The organism is Pseudobacillus badius, from assembly GCF_002189605.1.
GTDB classification, from domain to species: domain Bacteria; phylum Bacillota; class Bacilli; order Bacillales; family Domibacillaceae; genus Pseudobacillus; species Pseudobacillus badius.
Window position 1 is genome coordinate 431541 of the sequence record NZ_MWMM01000001.1, and the last position, 24530, is coordinate 456070.

At 45.1% G+C, this 24530-nt stretch carries 23 protein-coding genes; all 23 read left to right on the top strand.

The genetic code is table 11. The annotated features are described in order from the left end of the window. Window positions 1-78: 78 nt before the first annotated feature. The 23 genes from rimP to B1A98_RS02220 all read left to right on the top strand — a co-directional run bounded on the left by rimP (window position 79) and on the right by B1A98_RS02220 (window position 24487). Complete coding sequence (rimP, locus tag B1A98_RS02110; RefSeq protein ID WP_041100042.1) at window positions 79-549, top strand: ribosome maturation factor RimP; 471 nt, start codon at window positions 79-81, stop codon at window positions 547-549. Between the two features lie 81 nt (window positions 550-630). Continuing rightward, window positions 631-1749 carry a transcription termination factor NusA gene (nusA, locus tag B1A98_RS02115; protein WP_063383537.1) on the top strand — a complete coding sequence of 373 codons (1119 nt, stop codon included), beginning with the start codon at window positions 631-633 and terminating at the stop codon, window positions 1747-1749. A gap of 12 nt (window positions 1750-1761) precedes the next feature. Continuing rightward, window positions 1762-2037, top strand: a complete 276-nt coding sequence (gene rnpM, locus B1A98_RS02120; RefSeq protein WP_063383538.1) for an RNase P modulator RnpM — start codon at window positions 1762-1764, stop codon at window positions 2035-2037. Window positions 2038-2040: 3 nt separating this feature from the next. Beyond that, window positions 2041-2358 carry a YlxQ family RNA-binding protein gene (locus B1A98_RS02125; RefSeq protein WP_041100048.1) on the top strand — a complete coding sequence of 106 codons (318 nt, stop codon included), beginning with the start codon at window positions 2041-2043 and terminating at the stop codon, window positions 2356-2358. Window positions 2359-2362: 4 nt separating this feature from the next. Further along, window positions 2363-4534 (top strand): translation initiation factor IF-2, encoded by a 2172-nt coding sequence (infB, locus tag B1A98_RS02130; protein WP_063383539.1) that lies wholly within the window; start codon window positions 2363-2365, stop codon window positions 4532-4534. Further along, window positions 4531-4809, top strand: coding sequence for a DUF503 domain-containing protein (locus B1A98_RS02135; RefSeq protein ID WP_041100052.1), 279 nt, complete (start codon window positions 4531-4533; stop codon window positions 4807-4809). Before infB ends, B1A98_RS02135 begins: the two co-directional genes overlap by 4 nt. A gap of 13 nt (window positions 4810-4822) precedes the next feature. Next, the gene (gene rbfA / locus B1A98_RS02140; RefSeq protein ID WP_041100054.1) at window positions 4823-5176 is read left to right on the top strand and encodes a 30S ribosome-binding factor RbfA; all 354 of its coding nucleotides are present in this window, start codon (window positions 4823-4825) and stop codon (window positions 5174-5176) included. Between the two features lie 125 nt (window positions 5177-5301). Beyond that, complete coding sequence (gene truB, locus B1A98_RS02145; RefSeq protein ID WP_063383540.1) at window positions 5302-6210, top strand: tRNA pseudouridine(55) synthase TruB; 909 nt, start codon at window positions 5302-5304, stop codon at window positions 6208-6210. A 20-nt stretch (window positions 6211-6230) separates the two neighbouring features. Further along, window positions 6231-7178, top strand: coding sequence for a bifunctional riboflavin kinase/FAD synthetase (ribF, locus tag B1A98_RS02150; RefSeq protein ID WP_063383653.1), 948 nt, complete (start codon window positions 6231-6233; stop codon window positions 7176-7178). Between the two features lie 128 nt (window positions 7179-7306). Next, a complete protein-coding gene (gene rpsO / locus B1A98_RS02155; protein WP_041100058.1) occupies window positions 7307-7576 on the top strand; it encodes a 30S ribosomal protein S15 in 270 nt (89 codons plus the stop codon). A 230-nt stretch (window positions 7577-7806) separates the two neighbouring features. Further along, window positions 7807-9933: a polyribonucleotide nucleotidyltransferase gene (gene pnp / locus B1A98_RS02160; protein WP_063383541.1), complete on the top strand. Its 2127-nt coding sequence runs from the start codon at window positions 7807-7809 to the stop codon at window positions 9931-9933. Window positions 9934-10028: 95 nt separating this feature from the next. Continuing rightward, window positions 10029-11003 carry a polysaccharide deacetylase family protein gene (locus tag B1A98_RS02165; protein WP_063383542.1) on the top strand — a complete coding sequence of 325 codons (975 nt, stop codon included), beginning with the start codon at window positions 10029-10031 and terminating at the stop codon, window positions 11001-11003. Window positions 11004-11046: 43 nt separating this feature from the next. Next, window positions 11047-12288 carry a M16 family metallopeptidase gene (locus B1A98_RS02170; RefSeq protein WP_063383543.1) on the top strand — a complete coding sequence of 414 codons (1242 nt, stop codon included), beginning with the start codon at window positions 11047-11049 and terminating at the stop codon, window positions 12286-12288. A 358-nt stretch (window positions 12289-12646) separates the two neighbouring features. Further along, window positions 12647-13540 (top strand): dipicolinic acid synthetase subunit A, encoded by an 894-nt coding sequence (dpaA, locus tag B1A98_RS02175; protein WP_041100344.1) that lies wholly within the window; start codon window positions 12647-12649, stop codon window positions 13538-13540. A 3-nt stretch (window positions 13541-13543) separates the two neighbouring features. After that, on the top strand, window positions 13544-14143 hold the full coding sequence (locus tag B1A98_RS02180; protein WP_063383544.1) for a dipicolinate synthase subunit B: 600 nt from the start codon (window positions 13544-13546) through the stop codon (window positions 14141-14143). A gap of 186 nt (window positions 14144-14329) precedes the next feature. Continuing rightward, window positions 14330-15382, top strand: a complete 1053-nt coding sequence (gene asd / locus B1A98_RS02185; RefSeq protein ID WP_041100068.1) for an aspartate-semialdehyde dehydrogenase — start codon at window positions 14330-14332, stop codon at window positions 15380-15382. Between the two features lie 41 nt (window positions 15383-15423). Further along, the gene (dapG, locus tag B1A98_RS02190; protein WP_063383545.1) at window positions 15424-16662 is read left to right on the top strand and encodes an aspartate kinase; all 1239 of its coding nucleotides are present in this window, start codon (window positions 15424-15426) and stop codon (window positions 16660-16662) included. Window positions 16663-16692: 30 nt separating this feature from the next. Beyond that, window positions 16693-17556 carry a 4-hydroxy-tetrahydrodipicolinate synthase gene (gene dapA, locus B1A98_RS02195; RefSeq protein WP_063383546.1) on the top strand — a complete coding sequence of 288 codons (864 nt, stop codon included), beginning with the start codon at window positions 16693-16695 and terminating at the stop codon, window positions 17554-17556. A gap of 298 nt (window positions 17557-17854) precedes the next feature. Beyond that, complete coding sequence (locus tag B1A98_RS02200; protein WP_063383547.1) at window positions 17855-19522, top strand: ribonuclease J; 1668 nt, start codon at window positions 17855-17857, stop codon at window positions 19520-19522. A gap of 402 nt (window positions 19523-19924) precedes the next feature. Beyond that, a complete protein-coding gene (locus tag B1A98_RS02205) occupies window positions 19925-20665 on the top strand; it encodes a ClpP family protease (protein WP_041100081.1) in 741 nt (246 codons plus the stop codon). After that, window positions 20662-20865 carry a YlzJ-like family protein gene (locus B1A98_RS02210; protein ID WP_063383548.1) on the top strand — a complete coding sequence of 68 codons (204 nt, stop codon included), beginning with the start codon at window positions 20662-20664 and terminating at the stop codon, window positions 20863-20865. The genes B1A98_RS02205 and B1A98_RS02210 overlap by 4 nt, the downstream gene beginning before the upstream one ends. A gap of 195 nt (window positions 20866-21060) precedes the next feature. Beyond that, the gene (locus tag B1A98_RS02215) at window positions 21061-23406 is read left to right on the top strand and encodes a DNA translocase FtsK (protein ID WP_063383549.1); all 2346 of its coding nucleotides are present in this window, start codon (window positions 21061-21063) and stop codon (window positions 23404-23406) included. Between the two features lie 355 nt (window positions 23407-23761). After that, a complete protein-coding gene (locus B1A98_RS02220; RefSeq protein ID WP_063383550.1) occupies window positions 23762-24487 on the top strand; it encodes a GntR family transcriptional regulator in 726 nt (241 codons plus the stop codon). The last annotated feature ends 43 nt before the right edge of the window (window positions 24488-24530 follow it).

The window sequence follows — 24530 nt, forward strand, 5'->3', positions numbered from 1 at the left end:
GTGGGGCATCCCCACTCTTTCGTGTTTGTAAAAGAGTTTCATTCTTGGTCAGGGATTTTATTCAACCAGGGGGTATATATGAGCAAAGTAGTTGAAACAGTTGAACAGTTAGTGAAACCAATTACTGAAGAGCTGGACTTAGAGCTAGTCGATATCGAATATGTAAAAGAAGGAAAGAACTGGTTCCTTCGCGTTTACATTGATAAAGAAGCCGGAGTTGATATTGAGGAATGCGGAATGGTCAGTGAACGGCTGAGTGAAAAGCTAGATGAAACAGACCCGATTCCTTATAATTACTTTTTGGAAGTTTCTTCTCCGGGAGCAGAACGTCCGCTTAAGAAAATGAAGGACTATGAGCGGGCGGTCGGAAAACGTGTGCATGTAAAGACCTATGAACCGATCGATGGAGAAAAAACATTTGAAGGCACGCTGCTTTCATTTGAACAAGAAGAGCTTGTAGTTGAGTACTTGATGAAAACAAGAAAAAAACAAGTGGTTATTCCGCTGGATAAAATAGCGAAAGCTCGCTTGGCTATTTCGTTTTCTTAAAACGGGATGGCCAAGGCCATTTGTTTGACGTCATGAACAAAAAATGACAGTTTATTATTATGTAAGGGGGCGGAAAGTCCGATGAGCACTGAACTGTACGATGCTCTTTTATATTTGGAAAAAGAAAAAGGGATCGAACGCAATTTAATTATTGAGGCGATCGAAGCGGCGCTTGTTTCTGCTTATAAACGAAATTTTAATCAAGCGCAAAATGTCCGCGTCGACTTAAATCTTGAAACTGGCACCATGCGTGTCTTTGCCCGCAAAGAAGTGGTAGATGAGGTATTTGATTCCCGTCTGGAAATTTCCGAAGCGGATGCTCGGGAAATTAATCCTTCTTATGAACTTGGGGATATTGTAGAGCTGGAGGTCACACCGAAGGACTTTGGACGTATTGCCGCCCAGACAGCTAAACAGGTTGTTACCCAGCGTGTGAGGGAAGCAGAGAGAGGCATTATTTATTCAGAATTTATCGACCGTGAGGAAGACATTATGACAGGGATTGTTCAGCGTCAAGACTCCCGGTTTATCTATGTCAGCCTTGGGAAAATTGAAGCGCTTCTGCCGCTGGCGGAGCAAATGCCAAACGAAAGCTATAAGCCTCATGACCGCATAAAGGTATACATTACAAAAGTAGAGCGGACGACAAAAGGCCCGCAAATCTTTGTTTCACGGACTCATCCTGGCCTATTAAAACGTTTGTTTGAGATCGAAGTGCCGGAAATTTTTGATGGCACGGTAGAGATTCGCTCGGTATCCCGGGAGGCGGGCGACCGTTCCAAGATTTCCGTCTATGCCGAGAACCCTGAAGTCGATCCAGTCGGCGCATGCGTGGGACCGAAGGGAAGCCGCGTTCAGGCAATTGTCAACGAATTGAAAGGTGAAAAGATCGATATCGTTAAGTGGTCGGAAGATCCTGTCATCTTTGTTGCCAATGCCTTAAGCCCGTCAAAAGTCATCGATGTACAAGTGGATGAGGAAGCAAAAGCGACAACGGTTATTGTGCCGGATTACCAATTGTCTTTAGCTATCGGCAAGCGGGGGCAAAATGCTCGCCTGGCAGCAAAATTAACAGGTTGGAAGATTGATATTAAGAGTGAAACAGACGCACGGGAGGCGGGTATTTATCCGCGTGACCACGCGGCTCCGGCTGTAGAAGACGAAGGCGCTTATGACTTTTCCTCCGAAGAAATTGAATAAGAGGTGAAGAAAATGAATCGCCCAAAGAAAGTTCCATTAAGAAAATGTGTCGCTACAGGCGAGATGAAAGCCAAAAAAGAAATGGTACGCATCGTTCGCTCTAAAGAAGGCGAAGTGTCAGTGGATATGACCGGGAAAAAATCCGGCCGCGGCGCGTATTTGTCAAAGACCAAAGAAGCGGTGGAACTGGCAAGGAGCAAAGGCATCTTAGCCAGACAGCTTAACGCAGAAGTACCGGACAGTGTATTTGAAGAATTGCTCTCTTATGTAGAAAAGGAGACGAACTAGCCGATGAATGAACCTCAGTGGGCCAAATTGCTGGGATTAGCCAACCGGGCCCGCAAAATCATCTCGGGCGAAGAATTAACAGTAAAAGAAATTCAAAAAGGCCGGGCAAAACTTGTTTTGCTGTCGGCAGACGCATCACCCAACACAAAGAAAAAAGTACAGGACAAAGCAGCCTATTATCAAGTTCCGTTAAGGTGGATTGATGATCGGTATGTTCTTGGCCAGGCCATCGGCAAAGAGGCAAGGGTAGTCGCAGCTGTTACAGACGCGGGGTTTGCTAAAAAGCTTTCCGCCCTCCTCGATCATACTATGCGGGGGTGAACAGATGAGTAAACAAAGAGTACATGAGTATGCGAAACAAAAAAACGTGTCAAGTAAAGTGGTCATTGAAAAACTCAAAGAGTTGAATGTAGAAGTCTCTAACCATATGACTGTTATTGACGAGGAGGCTATACAAAAATTGGAAAAATCTTTTACGAATAATAAACAAACAAAAGCAAATTCTTCCGGGAATTCTAATTCTAATTCTAATTCTAATTCTCAAGGTCCAAGCCGGAATACATCTTCAAGCAAGGGAAAAACGGGAAATAAAGGGCCAGGCGGACAGAAAAATTCTCAGCAAAAAGGATTTAATCAAGGAAAAGGGAACAATAAAAATCAAGGGAGAGGCAAGCAGCAAGGAAACAAGCAGCGGCAATCCAAACCAGCTGTCATGCCGCAGCCGCCAAAGGTAAAGGAACTCCCTGAAAAAATCACATTTGCTGGCTCATTAACGGTGTCGGAGCTAGCTAAAAAGCTCAACCGCGAGCCGTCTGAAATTATTAAAAAGCTGTTTATGGTTGGCGTAATGGCAACCATCAACCAAGAGCTTGACAGCGATGCTATTGAATTGATAGCAGGTGAGTACGGGGTTGAAGTGGAGGAAGAGGTCCTGATCGATAAAGCGGACCTGGAGGTTTACTTCGAAGAAGAACAGGATGAAAATAACAAGAAGGAGCGTCCGGCTGTCGTGACAATTATGGGTCACGTAGACCACGGGAAAACAACGCTCCTTGATTCCATTCGTCATACGAAGGTGACGGAGGGGGAAGCCGGCGGGATTACCCAGCATATTGGTGCTTACCAAATTGATATTAGTGATAAGAAGATTACCTTCCTTGATACACCGGGGCATGCTGCGTTCACAACTATGCGGGCCCGCGGAGCTAAAATTACAGATATCACCATTCTTGTGGTTGCAGCAGATGACGGTGTTATGCCGCAAACGATTGAAGCGATCAACCATGCGAAAGCAGCGGAAGTGCCTATCATCGTAGCTGTCAACAAAATCGATAAGCCAACAGCCAATCCAGAACGTGTCATGCAGGAGCTGACAGAGCATGGTCTCGTTCCGGAATCATGGGGCGGCGATACGATTTTTGTTCCGCTTTCCGCAAAAACAGGCGAGGGCATTGAGCAGCTTCTTGAAATGATTCTGCTTGTAGCAGAAGTGGAAGAGTTAAAAGCCAATCCGGATCGCCGGGCTATCGGAACAGTAATTGAAGCGGAGCTTGATAAAGGACGCGGCTCGGTGGCTACATTGCTTGTTCAAAATGGTACGCTGAATGTTGGAGATCCGATTGTTGTCGGCAATACGTTTGGCCGCGTGCGCGCCATGGTGAATGATCTTGGCCGCCGTATCAAAACAGCAGGTCCTTCTACTCCGATTGAAATTACAGGCTTGAATGATGTTCCATTAGCTGGAGATCGTTTCGTGGTATTTGGAGATGAAAAGACAGCCAGACAAATTGGCGAAGCCCGCGCCCAAGAAGCTTTACAAGCACAGCGGAGCGAGAAATCACGCGTAAGCCTCGATAATTTGTTTGAACATATGAAACAAGGGGAAATGAAAGACTTAAACATCGTTTTAAAAGCGGATGTTCAAGGATCGCTTGAAGCAGTGGCAGCCGCCCTTCGAAAATTGGAAGTAGAAGGCGTAAATGTGAAAATCATTCATACAGGCGTCGGTGCGATTACGGAGTCTGATATCATTCTCGCTTCTGCCTCCAATGCTATTGTTATCGGCTTCAATGTTCGTCCGGATGTGAACGCGAAACGGGCAGCAGAAGCAGAAGAAGTAGATGTTCGTCTGCACCGTATTATTTACAAAGTCATTGAAGAAATTGAAGCAGCCATGAAAGGAATGCTTGATCCTGAGTTCCAGGAGAAGATTATTGGCCAGGCGGAAGTACGCCAAACCTTTAAAGTATCCAAAGTAGGAACGATTGCTGGTTCTTATGTGACAGAAGGAAAAATCACCCGCGACAGCGGTGTGCGTTTAATTCGTGACGGCATTGTTATTTTTGAAGGAGAAGTAGACGCGCTTAAACGCTTTAAAGATGATGCAAAAGAAGTCAGCCAAGGCTATGAGTGCGGTATTACAATTAAAAACTTCAACGATGTAAAAGAAGGCGACATTATCGAAGCCTTTATCGAGGAAGAAATCGAACGCAAATGATTGGTTATGCTGAGGTAGAATATTTAATTTACAACTCGCATTCCTTAAAGGAAAAACGGGCTGTGCTGCAGCGTACACTCACGCGTCTGAAGCAAAAATTAAATGTTTCCGTGGCAGAAATGGATCATCAGGACGTTTGGCAGCGTACAAAATTAGCTGTTGTTACTGTCGCTTCATCGAAGAAGGCGGCAGAAAGGGAGCTGGCGAATGCCTTGCATTTTCTTGACTCCTTCCCGGAATGGGAGCGGCTGGCTGTTTCCTATGAATGGCTATAGTGAGGTGAGAAAAATGACTCTTCGTTCAAATCGTGTTGGTGAACAGATGAAAAAAGAACTGACAGACATATTGAATCGAAAAGTAAAGGATCCGCGCATCGGTTTTATTACTGTAACCGACGTGGAAGTGACCGGTGATCTTCAACAAGCGACAGTCTATATTACTGTGCTTGGCAATGAAGAAGAGCGCGAAGGAACATTAAAGGCCTTAACAAAAGCAAAAGGGTTTATCCGTTCGGAGGTTGGGCAGAGAATCCGTCTCCGCAAAACGCCGGAGCTGCTCTTTGAAATGGATGAATCGATTGAATACGGCAACCGTATCGATACTTTATTAAGGGAAATTAACAGTCCTTCCGCAGATCATTGATAAACAGGAAAGGAACATAAGGTTCTGGCTTCTTCAGTGAATGAGATATAGACTTTTCAGTGCTATATTCATTTCTTCTTAAGAAGCTGGAACCTTTTTTCTGCCGGAAAAAGGAGAGAAGCTACATGAATGGAATACTTCCTCTTTGGAAGGAAAAAGGAATGACCTCGCACGATTGTGTGTTTAAGGTGCGCAAAATTTTAAAGATGAAAAAGGTGGGCCACACTGGTACGCTTGACCCTGATGTAGAAGGAGTGCTGCCCATTTGTCTCGGGCGGGCAACGAAGCTGGCCGAATACATTATGAACTCAGGAAAAGTATACGAAGGCGAAGTAACCATTGGCTTTTCGACAACAACAGAGGATGCATCGGGCGACATCGTAGAACAACAGCCGGTAAGTTCGAGAATTTCACGAAAGGATATTTTGTCGGTGCTGCAGTCGCTGACCGGTGAAATTATGCAGACTCCCCCGATGTTTTCGGCTGTGAAAGTGAATGGGAAGCGGTTGTATGAATATGCCCGCCAAGGAATTGAGGTGGAAAGACCTTCAAGAAAGGTAACTATCCACCAATTGGATTTGCTGGATGAGAGAGAATGGTTTGAGGGTGAAGCTATTCAATTTTCTTTCCGCGCATCCTGCAGCAAAGGCACTTACATTCGAACACTGGCTGTGATGATTGGCGAAAGGCTCGGCTACCCAGCGCATATGTCCAAGCTTGTGAGAACGTCTTCTGGGGGATTTGACAAGCAGCAGTGCATCACGCTCGACGAACTCAAGCAGCTTCAAGAGAAAAGCGCCGTTTCTGCTATTGTCCAGCCGCTTGAAAGAGGAGTTGAACATTTGCCGAAATGGACAATAAATGATACATTAGCAAAGAAAGTAATGAACGGTTCTGTGCTCGATATGCCGGCAGACTGGCCGGAAAAAGCAACAGAGGCCGCGGTATTTTCAGAGGAGAATTTACTGGCGATTTATAAGCTGCATCCAGATAAGCCGGGAAAAGTAAAACCGGTCAAAGTGCTAGCTGACTGACAGGAGGACAGGTGAAAACGGTGAAAGTGTATATGTTGCATCATCCCCATAGCTTACAAAAAGAAAATTTGCCCTCTTTAGTAATGGCTCTTGGCTTTTTTGACGGAGTCCATACCGGGCACCAGCAAGTGATTCTTGCGGCGGTAGAAAAAGCAAGGAATCAGGGTATGAAAAGTGCGGTGATGACATTTGATCCTCATCCGTCCGTCGTTCTTGGAAACAAACATAAACAAATAAAATATATTACGCCCATAGATGAAAAAGTAAAAAGAATTGAAGCGCTGGGAGCCGATTATTTATTTGTTGTCCGGTTCACCTCTGATTTTGCAGCGCTTGAACCGCAGCAATTCGTCGATCAATATGTGATCGGCCTTCATGTCAAGCATGTCGTAGCCGGCTTTGATTATACATATGGACGCCTTGGCAAAGGAACGATGGAAACCATGCCGTTTCATTCGCGCGGCACCTTTACTTCAACGATCATTGATAAGTGGGAGTACCATCAAGAAAAAGTCAGCTCCACAAAAATCCGTCAGCTGTTGAGGGAAGGAAATGTAGAAGAGGCAGCAGGCCTGCTTGGAAGGCCATACGAGGTCCAGGGAACAGTCATCCATGGGGATAAGCGCGGCCGAAAAATCGGCTTTCCGACTGCAAATGTGGAGGTAGAGGAAGATTATCTCATTCCGGAAACAGGTGTATACGCAGTGCGCCTAAAGGTGAAGGAAGAGTGGCACGATGGCGTCTGCAATATTGGTTACCGCCCGACTTTCAAGCACCCGGATGAGCATAGCCTGTCGGTTGAAGTCCATATCTTCGACTTTGATCGCTCTATATACGGAGAAGAAGTAGCCATTAAATGGTATGCCCGCCTGCGAGGAGAAGAAAAGTTTAACGGCATTGAGGCCCTCGTGGCCCAAATTGATAAGGATAAGCAGTCAGCGGCTGCTTACTTTGCCGGGCAAAAGTAAAGAGGTTGCATTTTATTGCAAATTAAGCTATGATTAGAAATGGATTATTTGAACCTTTGCTCAGCATCGCGCCGCTCCAGCGCCTGCTTGGTAACAGGGGATTTTATAAAAACTAAGGAGGAATTACAATGGCTTTAACTCAAGAACGCAAGAATGAAATTATCAACCAATTCAAAACTCACGAAAGTGACACTGGTTCTCCAGAAGTACAAATCGCTGTACTTACAGAGCAAATCAATACACTAAACGATCATTTGCGCACTCATAAAAAAGATCATCATTCACGCCGCGGTTTGTTAAAAATGGTTGGACGTCGTCGTAACCTGTTAACTTACCTTCGTAACAAAGATGTTCAGCGTTACCGTGAATTAATTCAAAAGCTTGGCTTGCGTCGCTAAGCCGTTCAGAAAGCGGGATTTGTTCCCGCTTTTTTATTAGGTGAAAAATGATTGGGATTTAATTCCAAAAGAAAATGTAAAGTATATGAGTAACCGGTGTTTTTCGGTGAAAAATAGACAAGATAGATAAATTCAACGATATAACTTTGCATCAATCATCCCGAATGTTATGCTAATAGTTAGGATGATACGCAATTACAACATTTATTGGTATAGAGAGGGGTTCATTTATGGAGCAAGGGAAACAAACATTTTCCATAGAATGGGCAGGCCGGGAGCTGACCGTTGAGGTTGGCCAGGTCGCTAAACAAGCTAATGGAGCGGCGTTGATCCGCTATGGAGATACAGTCGTATTGAGCACTGCTACTGCTTCGAAGGAAGCAAAACCTTTTGATTTCTTTCCGCTGACAGTTAACTATGAAGAACGTTTGTATGCAGTTGGAAAAATCCCGGGTGGTTTCATTAAAAGAGAAGGGCGCCCAAGCGAAAAAGCAACGCTTGCCAGCCGATTGATCGACCGTCCAATTCGTCCGCTGTTTGCGGATGGATTCCGCAACGAGGTGCAAGTGATCAGCATCGTAATGAGTGTGGATCAAAACTGCTCCTCTGAAATGGCCGCTATGTTTGGTTCTTCATTGGCGCTAAGCATTTCTGATATCCCATTTGAAGGCCCAATTGCCGGCGTAATCGTTGGCCGTGTAGATGAAGAATTTGTGATTAACCCATCAGTGGAACAGCTTGAGAAGAGTGATTTGCACTTAACTGTGGCGGGAACAAAAGATGCGGTCAACATGGTAGAAGCCGGAGCAGATGAAGTGCCTGAAGAGGTCATGCTCGAAGCTATCATGTTTGGTCATGAAGAGATTAAGCGCCTCATTGCTTTTCAAGAGGAAATCGTTAAGGCGGTTGGGAAAGACAAGATCGAAATCGCTTTGTATGAATTAGATACAGATCTTGAACAACAAGTTCGTTCTCTTTGTGAAAAAGAAATGATTCAAGCTATCCAGGTGCAGGAGAAACATGCACGCGAAGATGCAATCAAGGCAGTCAAGGCAGAGGTTGTTGAGAAGTTCACTGCCGAAGAAGCAGAGGAAGACACGGTGAAGCAGGTTGGACAAATTTTGGACAAGATTGTCAAAGAAGAAGTCCGCCGCTTGATTACAGTGGAAAAAGTACGACCGGATGGCCGGAAAATTGATGAAATCCGTCCGCTATCTTCCATGGTAGGCTTGCTTCCGCGTACGCATGGTTCTGCTATGTTTACGCGCGGACAAACACAAGTGCTGAGCATTTGTACCCTCGGAGCGCTGGGTGATGTCCAAATCTTAGACGGGCTAGGCATTGAGGAGTCTAAGCGCTTTATGCACCATTATAATTTCCCTTCCTTCAGTGTGGGTGAGACTCGTCCGCTGCGCGCGCCGGGACGTCGCGAAATCGGTCATGGTGCATTAGGAGAACGGGCATTGGAGCCGATTGTTCCAAGCGAAAAAGACTTCCCATATACCATTCGTCTCGTATCAGAAGTATTGGAATCTAACGGTTCTTCTTCCCAGGCGAGCATTTGCGCAAGCACAATGGCAATGATGGATGCAGGGGTTCCGATTAAAGCGCCGGTAGCGGGAATTGCAATGGGACTTGTTAAATCTGGAGAACATTATACCGTTTTATCAGACATTCAAGGAATGGAAGATCATCTTGGTGACATGGACTTTAAGGTAGCGGGTACAAGCAAAGGTGTTACAGCTTTGCAGATGGATATTAAAATCGAAGGCTTAAGCCGTGAAATTCTCGAAGAGGCGCTGCAGCAGGCGAAAAAAGGCCGCATGCATATCTTGGATCATATGATTTCCGTTATTGCAGAACCGCGCAGCGAGCTGTCTGACTATGCACCGAAGATCTTAACGATGACGATTAATCCGGATAAGATCCGTGATGTCATTGGGCCAAGCGGTAAACAGATCAACAAGATTATCGAAGAAACGGGCGTTAAAATTGATATCGAGCAAGACGGAACAATCTTTATTTCTTCAATTGATGCAGAGAAAAATAATGCTGCCAAGAAAATTATTGAAGATATCGTGCGTGAAGTCGAAGTCGGACAAATGTATGACGGCACAGTCAAGCGGATCGAAAAGTTCGGGGCATTTGTTGAATTATTCCCTGGAAAAGATGGACTTGTCCATATTTCGGAGCTTGCTGAAGAGCGTGTTCGCAAGGTGGAAGACGTGCTTGCACTTGGCGATAAGCTGCTTGTTAAAGTCATCGGCATTGACGACCAAGGCCGGGTAAACCTTTCGCGCAAGGTCGTGCTAAAGGAACAGAAAGAAGCGGCTGAAAAGCAAGAACAGCAGTCTTAATTACAGGACCAGAGGATCTCTCCTCTGGTTTTTTCGCGTGTTCTATAATCCCTCCACTTTTCATAATTTTAAAACAATGGGGGGAGGCATGGACAATGGGAAAAATAAAACATATGATTAGTATATTAGTCATCGGAGTGATAGTGCTATTTTTCGTTGAGAGCCATACAGTCAGCAGTTATCTTAAGGGGTTGAAAAGTGAAGCGCAATTCGCCCATCAAAGCGGGCCGTCGCTGCTTGATCAAATTAAACAAGAAGCAAAAGACCGCTTTGTTCCGCCTCAGGATGCCCAAATTGACCGGGTATGGAAAGCAACTCCCGGCTACAACGGTCTGAAGGTAGATGAAAAAAAATCCTATCAATTGATGAAAAAAGATGGAAAGTTTCAAGAAAGCCGTTTAATATACAAACAAGTGCCGCCTAAGGTTCATTTAGAGGACTTGCCTCCCTCTCCGATTTATCGCGGGCATCCCGATAAACCGATGGTGAGCTTCGCGATTAATGTGGCGTGGGGAGAAGAATATTTGCCGGAGATGTTAGAGGTGTTGAAAAAGCATTCAATTCATGCTACCTTTTTCTTCGAAGGGCGATGGGTAAAAAAGCACCCTGATCTTGCCAAAATGATAGTCGAAGCCGGGCATGAAGGAGGAAACCATTCTTACACTCATCCCGATATGGCCCGATTGAGCGAGGGGCGTGCCCGAGAAGAAATAAAAAAGACAAATAAGGTCATTGAATCAGCAACGGGAAGGCGCCCGCAGCTGTTTGCTCCTCCGAGCGGCAGCTTTACAGATCATACGGTAACCGTTGCCCATCAACTGGGAATGAGCACTATTTTATGGACAGTAGATACGATTGACTGGAAGAAGCCAACGCCTAATGCTCTCATAAACAGGGTCATAAGCCGCGTTCATCCAGGAGCGATTATTTTAATGCATCCGACTGAATCATCATCTGCTTCTTTGGATGCATTGATCAAGCAAATAAAAGCAAAGCAATTGAAAATAGATACTGTATCCAACTTGCTAAGCGAAACTAGAATGATTGCTCGTCACTCATCTAGTCATTAACGAACCTCGGCTTTTTTACAGCGGCTGAAATAGGAGGATAACATTGATAAAAAAGTTTACTTGCGACAATGGGGTCAGAATAGTAATGGAAGAAATACCTACCGTGCGGTCAGCAGCCATCGGTATTTGGATTGCAACAGGTTCAAGAGATGAGACGCCGGAAAACAACGGCATTTCTCATTTTTTAGAGCATATGTTTTTCAAGGGGACAGAGACAAAGTCGGCGAAGGAAATTGCGGAAAGCTTTGATAGTATAGGCGGTCAGGTCAATGCTTTTACTTCAAAAGAATACACCTGCTACTATGCGAAAGTGCTGGACAATCACGCCGCTTACGCATTAGACACACTTGCTGATATGTTCTTCAACTCCGCTTTTGCTGAAGAGGAAATGAGCAAGGAAAAAAGTGTGGTCTCAGAAGAAATCAAAATGTATGAAGATACCCCGGATGATATTGTTCATGATTTATTGAGCAAAGCGTTCTATAAAAACCATCCGCTGGGTTACCCGATTCTTGGGACAGAAGAAACGCTTGCTTCTTTTACAAGAGATAAACTAAAGCAATATATGCATGATATGTATACGCCGGACCGCGTTGTTATTTCCATTGCCGGAAATGTCAGCGATGAATTGGTGAAGCGCGCCGCAAAGCTTTTCGGCTCTTACGAAGGCGGACAGCGGGAAGAGAGCAATATCCCGCCTCAGATATTTACAGATAAAGTAGCCCGGAAAAAAGAGACAGAGCAAGCGCACCTTTGTCTCGGTTTTGAAGGACTGCCGATCGGCCACAAGGATGTATACAGCTTAGTGGTGTTAAATAATATTTTAGGAGGAAGCATGTCTTCCCGCCTCTTCCAAGAAGTGCGTGAACAGAGAGGGCTTGCTTATTCTGTTTTCTCTTATCATTCGTCTTTTCAAGACAGCGGTCTTGTCACTATATACGGCGGCACGGGCGCCGATCAGTTGAATGAATTATTCGATACGATCCAAATGACGCTGGCAGCGTTAAAAGCAGAAGGCATCAGCAGCAAAGAGCTGCATAACAGCAAAGAACAATTAAAAGGCAGCTTAATGCTCAGCTTGGAAAGCACAAATAGCCGAATGAGCCGCAACGGAAAAAATGAGCTGCTGCTGAAAAAACACCGCACGCTCGATGAAATCGTCAGCATGATCGATGAAGTAACAATGGATAAAGTCAATGCTCTAGGCAGTCAAATTTTTAGCAGTGACTATTCAGCGGCTCTGATCAGCCCAGACGGCAAGTTTCCAGTTGCTGTCACTGTTTAATCAGAAAAGTCTCTTGTAAAATGCAAGAGGATCAGACTGCAGACAAACTCAATGAAAATTGAAGTTTGTCTGCAGTCTTTTTTATTTTATCCATGGGTGAGGTCGGTTGATTTCCGTTCCAGGCGCTTCAATCAGCAGAGTGGACAACATGCAGGAGCCGTGCAATGATGTTTGTTTGAAAATAAATGGATCAAACGGCTTGAAAACTATGTTAAAACGGAAAGGGTTTTATCTCGGCTCTCTTTCATCGGCAAACGGAAGTCTCTTGCAAAATGCAAGGGGCTTTTTATTATTCATTTCACCGAAATCTTATTTCTTCATACAATGTAGAAGCGAGAAGAAAGGAAGGGTGAAAACGATGCTGACAGGGCTCCAAGTAGCAGTGTTAGGCGGAGATGCCCGCCAGCTGGAGATCATCAGGAAATTAACAGAGCTTGATGCGAAAGTGTATCTGGTGGGGTTTGACCAGCTCGAACAAAGCTTTGCGGGGGCAGTGAAGGAGAAGCTGGAGGAGCTGCCTTTTCATGAATTAGATGCCCTCATTTTGCCTGTTGCCGGCTTGCAGCCGACAGGTGAAATTGAAACAGTGTTCTCTTCTGCTCATCCCCAATTAACCAAAACGATGCTTTCGAAAACGCCGGATCACTGCCTCCTGTTCACAGGAATCAGTCCCCCCGTTCTTACGAAGCTGGCTGAACAGGCGGGGAGAACACTTATCCGGCTGTTTGATAGGGATGACGTAGCAATTTATAATTCGATTCCCACCGCAGAAGGAGCGGTCATGATGGCAATCCAGCATACAGATTTTACGATACACGGTTCATCTGTAGCTGTGCTTGGCATGGGCAGAGTCGGAATGAGTGTGGCTAGAACATTTGCCAACTTAGGGGCAAATGTAAAGCTTGGTGCGAGAAAAAGTGAACATTTAGCTCGTGCGATCGAAATGGGGCTGACGCCATTTTCGATCGACCAGCTTCCTCAACAAGCTGAATCTCTTGACCTTATTATTAATACGATTCCCTCTTTAGTTATCACTTCTCAGGCTATTGCCAAAATGAAGCCGCACGTATTCATTATTGACCTGGCTTCTAAGCCGGGAGGAACAGACTTTCAATTTGCTAAAAAAAGAGGCATCAAAGCCATTCTTGCTTTGGGGCTTCCAGGAATTGTCGCCCCTAAAACAGCGGGACAAATTTTAGCCGGTGTTATTACAGATCTGCTGAAGGATGCGGCTATCACGAAAGGAGAGTAAAATATGTCACTAAAAGGAAAACGAATCGGTTTTGGCATCACAGGCTCTCATTGTACGTACGAGGAAATATTTCCGCAAATTAAAAAGCTGGTTGAACTTGGGGCAGAGGTCGTTCCTGTCGTTACTGCTACCGTCAAAGGCACAGGCACGCGTTTCGGTGAAGCGGGAGTATGGGTGAAGAAAATTGAAGAAGTAACGGGCAAACAGGTCATTGATTCCATTGTGGACGCGGAGCCGTTAGGCCCTAAAGCCCCGCTTGATTGCATGATCATTGCTCCAATCACCGGCAACTCCATCAGCAAGTTTGCCAATGCGATGACGGACTCGCCGGTTTTGATGGCAGCCAAGGCTACCTTAAGAAATTTAAAGCCGGTTATTTTGGGGATTTCGACGAATGATGCCCTCGGGCTAAATGGAATGAACATTATGCGGCTGATGGCTGTAAAGAATATCTTTTTTATTCCGTTTGGCCAGGATGATCCGGAGAAGAAGCCCAATTCGATGGTAGCGAAGATGGATAGCCTTCCAGAGACGATTGAGGCTGCCTTGGCAGGTAAGCAGCTGCAGCCGGTCCTTATTGAAAGATTTCGTTACGGGAGTTAGATCCTCCCTCTTTTTTCTCTTTTTTTTAGAAGTCAGCATTTTGTTGCTCTTTTCGAACTTTAATGTGATAAAATAGTAGCTATTAAAAGTGCTGTTCCATTTTTTAAACTATTTCATATTATTTAAAAACTACTACATATGCACAAGTCTATTTGTTCATAGGGAATTTGAAAGGGGAAAAACAAAATGAACACAAGAGGATTTCACATCGCTGTTGTAGGCGCAACGGGTGCGGTTGGCCAGCAAATGCTTCGCACATTGGAGGAAAGAGACTTTCCTATCCGTCAATTAACATTGCTTTCATCAGCACGCTCTGCAGGTAAAACACTTCTTTACAAAGGAGAGGAATTTACTGTACAAGAAGCAAAGCCCGAGAGCTTTGAAGGAGTAGATATCGCTTTATTCAGTGCAGGAGGCAGCATTTCAAAACAGCTTGCTCCAGAAGCGGTGAAGCGTGGAGCGATTGTTGTGGATAATACAAGCGCATACCGCATGGATGAGGGCGTTCCGCTCGTTGTGCCGGAAGTCAACAAAGAGGACTTAAAAAAGCATAATGGGATTATTGCCAACCCGAACTGTTCAACTATTCAAATGGTTGCAGCGCTCGAGCCTATTCGCCAATCATACGGCTTGAAAAAAGTAATTGTCTCCACTTATCAGGCAGTATCTGGCGCAGGGGCGCAAGCGATCAACGAAATGTATGGCCAAACAGAGTCTATTCTTGAGGGCAAAGAAGTAACACCGGAAATCTTGCCGGTAGGCAGCGACAAAAAGCATTATCAAATTGCGTTTAACGCCATTCCTCAAATTGATAAATTCCAAGACAATGGATTTACATTTGAAGAAATGAAAATGATTAATGAAACAAAGAAAATTATGCATATGCCGGAGTTGAGCGTAGCGGCTACATGTGTACGCCTTCCGATAGAAACGGGTCATTCTGAGTCTGTTTATTTTGAAGTGGAGACTCAAGGCTTGTCAGCAGCAGAAATTAAAAATAAACTGAAAGAGGCACCAGGGATCGTATTGGAAGATAATCCAGACGAACAAGTATACCCAATGCCTGCGCATTGTGTCGGCAAAAAAGAAGTCTTTGTCGGACGGGTGCGCAAAGATTTAGATGAAGATACAGGTTTCCATATGTGGGTCGTTTCCGATAACCTTCTTAAAGGAGCTGCCTGGAATTCCGTTCAGATTGCTGAAACTCTGATTGAGATGGAGCTCGTAAAAGAAAAGTAATCGTTGGATGATCTCACCACAGAAATGCAGAGGTGTTTATAGTGAAAGTTATCGTACAAAAATTCGGCGGCACATCTGTCCGTAATGAGGAATCGCGCCGCCATGCCAAGCGGCACATTGAAGCAGCCATTAAAGAAGGATATAAAGTCGTGGTGGTTGTTTCCGCGATGGGGCGCCAAGGAGATCCTTATGCTACAGATACGCTCTTATCTTTAGTAAATGGAGCCGAGATGAAGCTGACAGCGAGGGAACAAGATATGCTTCTATCCTGTGGTGAAGTAATATCCAGCCTCGTTTTTACAAACATGCTGTTAGAAAGCAATATCACTGCCTGTGCAATGACCGGCGCTCAGGCAGGATTTGTAACGAATGAAGACCATACAAATGCCAAAATCCTTGAAATGAAATGCGACCGGCTGTTAAAGGCGCTCCATTCCCACGATGCGGTAGTCGTAGCGGGCTTCCAGGGAGCGGCTAAAACAGGAGATGTCACGACAATCGGCCGCGGTGGAAGCGATACGTCTGCAGCTGCTCTTGGCGCTGCTCTGCAGGCAGAATGGGTAGATATCTTTACAGATGTGGAAGGGATTATGACGGCTGATCCGCGTATTGCAACCAAGGCGCGTCCGCTTTCTGTTGTCACTTATAACGAAGTGTGCAACATGGCTTATCAAGGAGCGAAAGTCATTCATCCCCGTGCAGTAGAAATTGCGATGCAGGCGAAGGTGCCAATGCGCATCCGTTCTACGCAGTCTGATGGAGTCGGCACGCTGGTCACCTCCATTACACGGCCAAATCAAGGGCCGGACGTCCGGGAGCGCCTCGTGACGGGAATTGCTCATGTAAACAACGTAGCCCAAATTAAAGTGCAGGCGAAAAAGGATGAATATAACTTCCAGGCAGAAGTCTTTAAAGCGATGGCCAACGAAAAAATCAGCGTGGACTTTATCAATATTTCTCCAACTGGTGTTGTGTATACGGTCGCTGGAGAGATGATTGACCGTGCTGTTTTCGTTTTACAGGAGATGGGCTATGAGCCCGAAGTGGAAAAAAACTGTGCGAAAGTATCCGTTGTCGGTGCTGGGATAACGGGTGTACCAGGTGTCACATCGAAAATCGTTACTGCGCTGGCTGAAAAAGGTGTCGGCATCTTACAATCCGCCGACAGCCATACAACTATATGGGTGCTCGTTAAAAATGAAGAGCTTGTTACTGCGGTTAATGCGCTTCATGATGCTTTTCTTTTGCATGAGGACCAGTTTGAATATGAAAATAACTAAGAGCCGGTTGTTTGAAGGAGGAAAATAGGTATGATTTCTTTCGGGCGGGTGTCTACCGCAATGGTAACGCCATTTGACTCAAAAGAGAATGTGGATTTTGAAAGAACGACTCAATTGGTGAACTACCTAATCAACAATGGAACGGACTCACTGGTTGTGGCAGGAACAACGGGAGAATCACCGGTTTTGACAGCAGAAGAAAAAGTGGCTTTATTTCGCCATACCGTGAAGGTAGCCGATGGACGAGTACCTATTATCGCAGGAACCGGCAGCAATAATACGCGCCAGTCCATTGATTTAACCAGAAAAGCCGAAGAGGCGGGCGTAGATGCCATTATGCTTGTAGCCCCTTATTACAACAAACCGAATCAGGAAGGGCTGTATCAGCATTTTAAAGCAGTGGCTGAAGCTACTTCTTTACCAGTAATGATTTATAATATTCCTGGCCGTTCTAGTGTCAACATTGAGCCGCAAACAGTCATCAAATTGTCTAAACTGCCAAATGTCGTCGCGGTGAAAGAGGCGAGCGGAAATTTAGACGCCGTAACAGAAATCATTGCTGGCACGGATGAGGAGTTTCAGGTATATAGCGGTGATGACAGCTTAACTCTCCCTATCCTTTCAATTGGCGGGGCTGGTATCGTTTCTGTCGCTTCGCACGTGGTGGGGAATGAAATGCAGCAAATGGTCTCTGCCTTTTTAGAAGGCAATTATAAAGAGGCTGCGAAAATCCACCAGCAGCTGCTGCCGTTAATGAAACAGTTGTTTGCAGCGCCGAGTCCGGTGCCTGTAAAAACAGCTCTGCAGTTAAAAGGCATGGATATGGGCTCTGTTCGTTTGCCGCTCGTTCCGCTTGTAGAAGCTGAACGCACAGCTTTGCAAAAGTTAATATAGAGCATACGGAAAATTCCCGATACGGTAGGGTCTTTCAGCTGATAAAGCTGCAGAAAGTTTTTTCTGCTTTCTTTTCAGCGAAGTTCCTGTCTATCGGGAATTTTTTTGTTGGGGCGATTAAGCACTTATTTAGCGGGGCTTTTTTGTTTAAACGGTTAAACAGAAAAGAAAATTTGCCAGCAATTTACTATAAAAGCCCCTTCCTATGATAGATAGTATTGGCTTTACTTTCCTTCATCCCTTATAATAAACATAATGTGATGGGACGGGTGTTCTTAAGTATAGGAGGAAATTTACAGTGAGTAAGAAAAAGAATGAAATAATTAAGGTGATTCCGCTTGGCGGAGTAGGTGAAATTGGAAAAAATATGACCGTGATCGAAATAGACGAAGAAATTTTTGTGATCGACAGCGGGCTGATGTTTCCGGAAAATGAAATGCTCGGCATCGATATCGTCATTCCGGATATTTCTTATTTAATTGAAAATAAAGAGAGGGTAAAGGGCATCTTCTTAACACACGGTCATGAGGATGCGATCGGTTCATTAGGCTATGTTCTGCAAAAAATTAAAGCACCTGTGTACGGTACGAAACTGACAATCGCTTTAGCAAAAATGCGCTTGCGCGAGGAGAATGTGAAGGAAGAAGTAAAGTACTATACCGTTCACTCGGATACACGGCTTCGCTTTGACGGTGTAGAAGTGACTTTCTTCCGCACGACTCATAGCATTCCAGACTCTGTCGGCATAGCGATTCATACCTCTGAAGGTGCGATTGTGCATACCGGAGAGTTTAAATTTGATCAGGCGGCCAAAGGCTTGTATGCGCCTGATATCGGCAAGATGGCACAAATCGGCCAGAATGGCGTATTTATGCTTTTGTCCGATTCTACAGAAGCAGAGCGTCCGGGACATACAACCTCTGAAGAAGTGATCGCCAGTCAAATGTCAGATGCCTTTCACATGGCAAAAGGGCGCGTTATCGTCGCTTCCTTTGCTTCGAATTTGATTCGTATTCAGCAAGTGTTTGACGCCGCCCACAAAAATGGACGGAAAGTCGCTGTCAGCGGGAAAAGCATGCAGCGCGTCAATGATGTAGCAATTAGGCTGGGTTATTTAAACGTTCAGGAAGACACCCTGATCAGTCTTCAGGAGATTGCTGACTACCCTGAACATGAAATTGTGATCTTAACCACGGGCGTTCAAGGCGAACCGATTGAAGCGCTCCAAAAGATGGCCAAAGGAACGAACAAGCTTGTAAAAATTAAAGAAGGCGACACGGTTTTAATTACAGCCACACCATCACCAGGATTAGAATTGCTCATGGCAAAAACAGTGAACCTTCTTTATCGTTCCGGCGCGAATGTCGTAACAGGGAACCGCAAAGTCCATGTGTCCGGGCATGGTTTCCAAGAGGACTTGAAGTTCATGCTTAACTTAATGAAGCCGCGCTATTTTATCCCGATCCAAGGAGAATACCGCATGCTGAAAGCTCATGCAAAGCTTGCTCAGCAAATAGGTGTGGCTGCAGAAAACATTTACCTGCCTGAGAAGGGCGATGTGGTTGAATACAAAAACGGCAAACTGCGCGTCACCTCTAAAGTAGCTGCCGGAAATGTATTAATCGACGGCATTGGCGTTGGCGATGTCGGCAATATCGTCTTGCGCGACCGCAAGCTCTTGTCTCAAGACGGCATTTTCATCGTTGTCATTACATTGAGCAAGAAGCAAAAACGAATTGTCTCCGGTCCAGAAATTATTTCTCGCGGCTTTGTCTACGTTAGAGAGTCAGAAAAGCTAATGGAGCAGTCAACGAAATTAATTACTGATATTGTTGAGAAGAACATGACTGGCGAATCTTTTGACTGGTCCAGCATTAAGCAAGATATTAGAGACCAGCTGAACTCATTCCTGTTTGAAAAAACAAAACGCCGTCCAATGATCCTCCCAATCATTATGGAAGTATAGAAAAGCGGAAGCGCCTGTCCTGCTCCGTCAGGCAAATGTTCTTCCCACAAAGAAGCCGCCCTTTGGCTTCGTGGAGGGAAGGTTATTTGACCCAGAGGAGCAAGGCGCTGCAGCTGGACAAAAGAAAAGCGGAAGCGCCTGACCTGCTCCGTCAGGCAAATGTTCTTCCCGCAAAGAAGCCGCTCTTTGGCTTTGAGTAAACAGATGACAAATAAGCCCTAAGGTTTATCTCCGTTTGCAAGACGCGAAAGCGATCCTGTCTGCACACTGAAATTAAACCCGGGGCTTATTTTTTATCCGATGCTTCTTGAGGGATTTTGCATAATATCAGCCGGGTTAGGGAGAATATGCATATACAAGCTCGGCCTTAGAGTGTGCCGTCTTCGAAAGGAGCAATCGAATATGGATACAGAAAAGAAAATGAACGAAGAGACAGAACCAGAGGAGCAAGCAGAAAATCCTCAATCTTCATTAATGGAAAAAATTCAACAGCTTGGACAGACAAACGTTCCCCAGCTTTCGAATGATTCTCCTGTGCATTGCCTGACGATCATCGGCCAAATTGAAGGACATCTACAGCTTCCCCCGCAAAATAAAACTACAAAATATGAGCATGTCATCCCGCAGATTGTAGCGATTGAGCAAAACCCTGCAATCAAAGGGCTGCTCATTGTGCTAAATACGGTCGGAGGAGACGTGGAGGCAGGGCTCGCTATTTCGGAGATGCTTGCTTCTCTATCCAAGCCTACGGTGTCAATTGTACTCGGGGGAGGTCATTCTATCGGGGTGCCTATTGCTGTGTCGTGTGATTATTCATTTATCGCTTCAACGGCTACAATGACCATTCATCCGATCCGGCTAACGGGTTTAGTCATTGGTGTTCCGCAAAGCTTCGAATATTTGGATAAGATGCAGGAAAGGGTTGTTAACTTTGTGACGCAACATTCTTCCGTTACTGAAGAAAAGTTTAAAGAGTTAATGCTGGCTAAAGGAAATTTAACGAGGGATATCGGGACCAACGTCGTCGGGAGGGACGCGGTGCAATATGGATTGATCAAAGAGGTAGGCGGCATCGGAGAAGCGATGAAAAAATTAAACGAATTAATTGCCGCTAACGAGCAAGGCGGAGCGATGATCCAATGATTTTATATACAATGATGCCGCACGAATGTATTTATCCTGAGGATCATCAAGACAGCGGGTTAGAGCTGGTTTCCTGGAACGGCATCCCTTTATTCGCCGAGCGCGAGGAAAATCGCTATAAAGTTGTCCGCGTGTTGAGTACTGACCCCATCCATTATTTGAACAATCACATTATGCCGGGACAATACATTTCCTTATAAACAGCGTTAGATAGATGCGAACAAATATGCTATACTATAGAAAGCAGCCACGCCGGCTGCTTTCTTGCTTTTAGTTTTGACTCTATTAAATAGGATGTTGATTTTAACTTTGGAGAGATTCATAGAAAGAGATTGAGCATCCACATGGCCTGTGTAGCATGGCCGTTGTTTGAATCCAATAGTTAGGTGGGAGCTATGGCAAATAAAAAGAAGAAAAAATCGTCCAAGCGGACAAAAAAATCCATGCAGATCAAAGAAGCGGTGAAGCTTGAGCTACTGGGAATTGTGATCATTGCTTTGAGCCTGATCGGCATTATTAGGCTTGGCGCGGTGGGCAGCGCATTCGTCTATTTCTTTCGATTTTTCTTTGGCGAATGGTATATGATTGGGTTTATTGCGGCAATTATTTATGGCGTATACATAATGATCAAGCGTAAAAGGCCGCTTTTGTTTCGAAGGAAGCAAGTCGGGGTGTATATTATTTTGGTAAGTATTTTGCTTCTCAGCCATGTGAACTTATTTGAACAGCTTGGTAATGGGCGTTCATTTAAGGAGCCGAGTGTTTTAATTAATACGTGGGAATTATACTGGATGGAAGTTAAAGAAGGAATGACAAAGACCCATGATTTGGGAGGCGGAATGATCGGTGCGGCTTTATTTGCTGTCTCTTACTTTTTATTTGATACGCTAGGGACAAAAATTTTAAGCTTTGTGCTTGTTATGATTGGCATTATTCTAATCACCGGCCGGTCATTTGGAGAAGTTTTCAATACACTTTTGGCAGCTGGCCGGAAAAATTTCAACAAGCAGTGGAAGGCTTTTCTCCAGGATATGAAAGATTGGAAGGATGAGAGAAAGGCGAAGCAGGCAGACCGAACGGACGATGCCGAGAGAATACCTGAACGGGCAGCCGATCCGGCTCCGCGGACAGAAGAGGACGAGGAACATCCCGTACAGGAGCCAATTATCTCCAGCTTCACAGAGAGGGCTTATCAAGAAGAGCCCGCGCCTGTCCGAGAACAGCCATCCGGAGAAGGAAAAGCAGCTTCATCTGCTCAAAAGGATTCGGAAGAGGACCGGGCGCCTTCCATGACGTTTACAGAGGTTGAAAACAAAGATTATCAGCTGCCTTCTATTAGCTTGTTAAAAAGGCCGAAGCAAACGGATCAAAGCAGAGAATACAAGCAAATTCATGCAAACGCGGCGAAGCTTGAAAGGACGTTCCACAGCTTTGGCGTGAAAGCAAAGGTCACCCAAGTTCATCTTGGTCCTGCGGTGACTAAGTATGAGGTTCATCCTGATGTGGGAGTGAAGGTCAGCAAGATCGTCAGCTTAAGTGACGACTTGGCTCTTGCCTTAGCGGCAAAGGATATTCGAATGGAGGCGCCAATCCCTGGCAAGTCTGCTATTGGGATTGAGGTGCCTAATTCCGAAGTGGCAATGGTGTCGCTGCGCGAAGTATTGGAAGCAAATGCTAGTGAAAAACCTGATTCCAAGCTGATGATTGCTTTTGGACGCGACATTACAGGCGAGGCCGTATCGGCCGAATTAAATAAGATGCCGCATTTGCTTGTAGCTGGAGCTACAGGAAGCGGGAAGAGCGTTTGCATTAATGGAATCATTACGAGCATTTTAATGAGAGCGAAGCCGCATGAGGTAAAGCTCATGATGATTGATCCGAAAATGGTGGAGCTGAATGTGTATAATGGCATTCCCCATCTGCTGGCTCCGGTTGTGACAGATGCCAAAAAAGCGTCCCAGGCCTTGAAGAAAGTGGTCGGAGAAATGGAAAGGCGCTATGACCTTTTCTCTCATAGCGGCACGCGAAATATTGAAGGATATAATACGCACATTAAGCGCTATAACGAGGAAACGGGGGAAAAGCAGCCGCTTCTTCCTTATATTGTTGTCATTGTAGATGAGCTGGCTGACTTGATGATGGTTGCTTCCAGCGATGTAGAAGATTCGATTACCCGGCTTGCCCAGATGGCGCGGGCGGCTGGCATTCATTTAATTATCGCAACTCAGCGCCCGTCTGTTGATGTAATTACAGGGGTTATTAAAGCCAATATTCCATCAAGAATTGCTTTTGCTGTCTCTTCGATGACGGATTCAAGAACCATTTTGGATATGGGCGGAGCGGAAAAGCTATTGGGCCGGGGAGATATGCTGTTCTTTCCTGCCGGAGCTTCCAAGCCTGTTCGTGTGCAAGGCGCCTTTTTGTCGGATGAAGAGGTGGAAGAAGTTGTCGACTATGTCATTTCGCAACAAAAGGCTCAGTATCAGGAGGACATGATTCCTGAAGATGCTCCGGAAACAGCAGCCGAGGTAGAAGATGAACTGTACGACGAAGCGGTTCAGCTGGTCGCGGATATGCAAACAGCTTCCGTTTCCATGCTGCAAAGAAGGTTCCGCATCGGCTACAGCCGCGCCGCTCGATTGATTGATGAAATGGAAATGCGCGGAGTGGTTGGTCCGTATGAGGGAAGCAAGCCAAGAACCGTTTTAATTCCTAAACAGACAGAAGAACATATGCAATAATGGGAAGCCGCCTGCCTTAGAAGCAGGCGGCTTTTTCGGCTATAAACCATCGTTATGAGACAATTTTCCTCTTGCTTTTAACTATTTCTCCCAAGTAATGATTTTAAATAGAGATACGAACAATCATCTCAACCACTCTCTTTCTCCTCGAAAAAATTAATAATTATAAAAGCGCCTTCATGAAAAATCGAAAGGGTTTTCATAATTATGCAAGAAAGGTGAATGAGCGAAAAAACAAATATCGCGAATAGTCGATTTTATCTTTCCTTTCTGAACAAAAAGTGCTATCTTAAATTTAAATTAGTAGAAATGTTATACATCAGAGGTCTGACGTTGTGAGAAAGCGGGTGGTTACATGACAATAAAGTCGGATAGCCGACATTTATACCTTCAAGTGATTGACCGTTTAAAAAGAGACATTGAAGCAGGGATTTATAAGGAGAAAGAGAAGCTTCCTTCCGAGTTTGAACTAGCGAAACAGCTAGGGGTTAGCCGCGCTACTCTAAGAGAAGCCCTGCGCATTCTTGAAGAGGAAAATGTCATTATTCGCAGGCATGGAGTCGGAACGTTTGTAAATGCAAAGCCGCTGTTTACTTCAGGCATCGAGCAGCTGAACAGTGTGACAGATATGATTATTCAAGCAAATATGGAGCCTGGAACCATCTTTTTAAATTCGGGAATACAAAGCCCGACAGAAGAAGACAGAAGGCGGTTTGGCTGTGAGCCCGAAGAAGAAATATTTGTCATCGAACGTGTGCGTACAGCTAACGGGGAGCCGGTTGTTTATTGTCTAGACAAAATCCCGGTGAAATATTATCCGGAAAGCTATAGCCATAGTGATGAATCGCTTTTTTCAGTGCTTGATCGGACAAGCAGCCGGAAAATTTCTCATGCCATTGCTCAAATCGAACCGTTTGGCTATCATGAGAAAGTGTCACCCATTCTTCAATGTGATCCTGAAACTGCCCTGCTCATCTTGAAACAGTTGCACTTTGATGAAACAGATCAACCGATTCTCTATTCAGTAAACTATTTCAAAGCGGATAAGTTCAGTTTCCACGTCTTAAGAAAGCGGTTTTAGAATAACAAGTAACATTTCTACTAAGTTTAAACTTTGAGGAGGT